The sequence below is a fragment of the Actinomycetota bacterium genome (genome assembly GCA_036280995.1).
In the GTDB taxonomy this organism is placed as follows: domain Bacteria; phylum Actinomycetota; class CALGFH01; order CALGFH01; family CALGFH01; genus CALGFH01.
Window position 1 is genome coordinate 1 of the sequence record DASUPQ010000195.1, and the last position, 3,547, is coordinate 3,547.

Sequence of the window (3,547 nt, forward strand, 5' to 3'; positions counted from 1 at the left end):
GGCCCGCATGGCGGCCGTGGCGGCCACCTGCTCGCGCCGCTCGAACCGCGCCAGCGCCTCCGGGGACAGGGAGGTCGGGAACTCGATCAGCAGCGCGCCGGGGAGACTGTGGGTCTTGACCGGGAAGCCGGAGTCGCGGAAGACCCTGACCATCTGATGGTTCTCGGGCAGCACCTCGGCGTCGAGGATCTGGACCCCGAGCTGGTTGGCCGCCTCGGCGAGCTGGCCGAGCAGGATGGTGCCGAGCCCCTTGCCCTGCATGGCGTCGGCGATCTCCATGGCCACCTCCGCCCGTTCCGGGTGGTCAGGCTGGCGCTCGAATCCGGCATGGCCGACGACCCGGCCGTCGCCACCGCTGATGGCGACCAGCCCGTAGCGCCGCTCGTAGTCGACCTCGGTCGCCCACTGGATGGCCTTGTCGAGGTTGGGGAAGCCGGAGAAGAACCGGAGCCAGCGGCTGCGGTCGGACAGCCCCTTGAGCAGCCGCTCGATCTCGGACGCGTCGGCGAGCCTGGCCGGCCGCACGTGGACCGTCGAGCCGTCCCGCAGGACGACGTCGGCCTCCCGGTGACCGGGATAGGTGGTCACGGCCATCACTCCTCGTCCAACCGGACCTCGAGGACTCCGGGCACCCCGCGGGCCAGTAGCGTGGCCAGCTGGCGATCGACCGGGTCGGGAGGGCCGGTGAGGTCGACGACCCCGTCCCGGACCGTCACCCGGTAGCGGCTTGGCGCGCCCAGTTCGGCCGCCAGCAGCGCCTCCAGGTCACGGGTGATCTCCTCGTCGCTGCGGGCCAGCACCTCCAGCAGGTCCTGCCGGGCCACGATGCCAACGACCCGGCGGCCCCGGAGGACCGGGATCGACTTGATGCGCCGTTCCAGCATGAGCCGGCCGGCGTCGGCGACATCGGCCTCCTCGGGCAGCGTCACGACGTCCCTGGTCATCGCCTCGGACGCGATCCGGGAGGTCGCCGGTGCGGCGGGGAGTGGCGCGAGATGGGCCCGCGGGTCGGGAGCCAGCTCCAGTGGGATCAGATCGGCCTCGGACAGGATGCCGGCCAGCTCGCCGCGGTCCACCACCGGCACGGCGCTGACGCCGCGCGTGACCAGGAGCTTGGCGACCTCTTTGAGCGGCATGTCCGGCGGCACCGTGACCACCGGGCTGGACATGACGTCCCTGACTCGCACGCCGACCTCCTTGCATCGGTTGCCACCAGTCTGGCCTGGGGTCCGAAGTGCTCCCAGGGCCAGGCAGCCCAGCCCGCGGGGGACCATCGCCCCTACAGCGCGGGCAGGCCGGGCGGTTGCATTGCTCTAGGGGGCCTGAACCAAGGGAGGACCCCATGCACAGCCTGGTCAAGGACCTGATGACGACGCCGGTGGTGACGGTGGAGCCCAGCGCCCCGTTCAAAGAGATCGTGGCCCGCCTGGCCGAGCACCGGGTCAGCGCGGTCCCGGTCGTGGACGATGGTCGCCGGGTGCTGGGCGTCGTCTCCGAAGCCGATCTGCTCCTCAAGGAGGAGTTCCCCGAGCCCGAGCAGGACCTCCCGCTGTGGTGGACCAAGCGGGCCCGGCTGGACCGGGCCAAGGCCGCCGCCTCGGTGGCCCGCGACCTCATGACCGTGGCCGTGGTGGCCGTCTCGCCCGACGCGACGGTGGCCGAGGCGGCCCGGCGGATGCACACCGCCAAGGTCAAGCGGCTGCCCGTGGTCGACCGCACCGGTCGGCTGGTCGGGATCGTGAGCCGCAGTGACCTGCTGAAGGTGTTCGACCGCTCCGACCAGGACATCCGCCGCGAGATCATCGAGGACGTGATCGTGGGCGAGTTCACGATGGCGCCGAGCCGGTTCTCCCTCCATGTCACCGACGGGGTGGTCGTGCTCCAGGGCCGGGTCGAGGGGCGCAGCCTCCTCCCCTACCTCGTCCGGGCCGTCCAGGGGGTCGAGGGCGTGGTCCGGGTCGAGAACCGACTGACCTACGACATCGACGACCGCGACGCCGGCCGGGTGATGGCCTTCCCCTGGATTCGTACCTGACTCCGACGCCTGAGTACCGGAACATGGGCCTGGCGGCGCTCGTCAGTCAGGTGGAGCGGTCCTGGCGGGTCGGCTCGCGGAACAGCGACTCGACCTCGAGCAGCACCCTGGTGGCGCGCTCGGCGAAGCGGCCTGGGCGGAAGGGGGCCAGCAGGCCGTCGGCCGCCTGGGTGGCGACCTCGTCCGCGACCAGGCGCCCCAGGACCGGGGCCACGGTGACCCCGCTGTGGCTGACGGCCACATACAGCCCCTCCAGCCAGGGCAGCGGCCCCACGATCGGCAGCCGGTCCGACGGCATCGCCCGGTAGGCCAGCCACCACTTGTCCACCCCGGCCCCGGCCAGGGCCGGGAAGAACCGGGCCGCCTGGGCCAGCAGGGCCCGGGCATGCTCCAGCCCGGGGTTGGTGACAAGCGTCTCCTGGGTGCGCTCGCCGACCAGGACCGACCCGTCGGCGCGCTGGCGCAGGTGCACGGCCGGCCCCGGCCCGCCGGGCACATACACGACCCGGTCGGTCAGCGGACCCAGCGGCCGGGTCTGGACGAGCATGCCCGGGCTGGCCAGGGTCGGGACCTGGAGTCCGACCGCGGCCGCGACCTGGACGGCCTCGGGCCCGGCGGCCAGCACACAGGTCCGGGGCCGCAGCACCTCGGGGCCGACCTCGACCCGCACGCCGTCGTCGTCCAGCCGCACCCGGGCCCGGCCGGTCACCAACCGGGCCCCGGCCTCCTCCAGCACCCTCCGGCAGGCGGCCAGCACCAGCGGCGGCTCCACCTGCCCGTCGTTGGGGGCGAAGCAGGCGGCCGCGACCTGGCCGAGGTGGACGCCGGGCAGCAGCCGGGCCAGCTCGGCCTGGTCGACGAGGCGGACCGGGTAGCCCCGGCCGCGGGCGTCGGCCACCTGCCGGGCCAGCCGGCGGCCCTCCTCGGGGTCGCTGACCCAGCGGACCTCGCCGGCCCGGCGCAGCCCAACCTCGCCGCCGATGCGGCCGGCGAACCGCTGCCAGCCCGACATGCCCGCACACGCCAGCTGGAACCAGGCCGCCGGGTCCTTGCCGAAGGCCGAGATCGACGCGAACGATCCGGTCGACGTGCCCTGTCCCGGCCGCTGGGGGTCGATGACGACCGGCTGCACCCCCCGGTCGGCCAGGTGGACCGCGATCGAGGACCCGAGGATCCCGGCCCCGATCACGACAACGTCACTGTCCGCAGTGCCGCCCACATGAGCTCCTTTGCCGTCTGAGCGCGGGCGCACCCGCCCACGGTCGGACGGGCAAAGGAGCTCACGTGACTGGCACTGCGGACAGTGACGTTGTCGTGATCGGGGCCGGGATCCTCGGGTCCTCGATCGCGATCCACCTGGTCGACCGGAGGGTGCGGCCAGTCGTCATCGACCCCCAGCGGCCGGGACAGGGCACGTCGACCGGTTCGTTCGCGTCGATCTCGGCCTTCGGCAAGGACCCGGCGGCCTGGTTCCAGCTGGCGTGTGCGGGCATGTCGGGCTGGCAGCGGTTC

The 3,547-nt window shown here is 73.3% G+C and carries 5 protein-coding genes; 2 read left to right on the plus strand and 3 right to left on the minus strand.

The genetic code is table 11. From position 1 onward, the window contains the following. Together VF468_06145 and VF468_06150 are read right to left on the minus strand one after the other, a co-directional pair. Positions 1-588 (minus strand): GNAT family N-acetyltransferase (locus VF468_06145; GenBank protein HEX5877891.1); only part of this gene is annotated, 588 nt, incomplete at its 3' end. A gap of 5 nt (positions 589-593) precedes the next feature. Continuing rightward, positions 594-1,187, minus strand: coding sequence for a CBS domain-containing protein (locus VF468_06150; protein HEX5877892.1), 594 nt, complete (start codon positions 1,185-1,187; stop codon positions 594-596). Between the two features lie 155 nt (positions 1,188-1,342). Between VF468_06150 and VF468_06155 the strand changes: the two genes are divergently transcribed. Continuing rightward, on the plus strand, positions 1,343-2,035 hold the full coding sequence (locus tag VF468_06155) for a CBS domain-containing protein (GenBank protein HEX5877893.1): 693 nt from the start codon (positions 1,343-1,345) through the stop codon (positions 2,033-2,035). A gap of 46 nt (positions 2,036-2,081) precedes the next feature. On the opposite strand, the gene VF468_06160 is transcribed toward VF468_06155, so the two are convergent. Then, positions 2,082-3,254: an FAD-dependent oxidoreductase gene (locus VF468_06160; protein ID HEX5877894.1), complete on the minus strand. Its 1,173-nt coding sequence runs from the start codon at positions 3,252-3,254 to the stop codon at positions 2,082-2,084. Between the two features lie 65 nt (positions 3,255-3,319). On the opposite strand from VF468_06160, the gene VF468_06165 reads away from it, so the two are divergent. After that, positions 3,320-3,547 (plus strand): FAD-dependent oxidoreductase (locus tag VF468_06165; GenBank protein ID HEX5877895.1); only part of this gene is annotated, 228 nt, incomplete at its 3' end.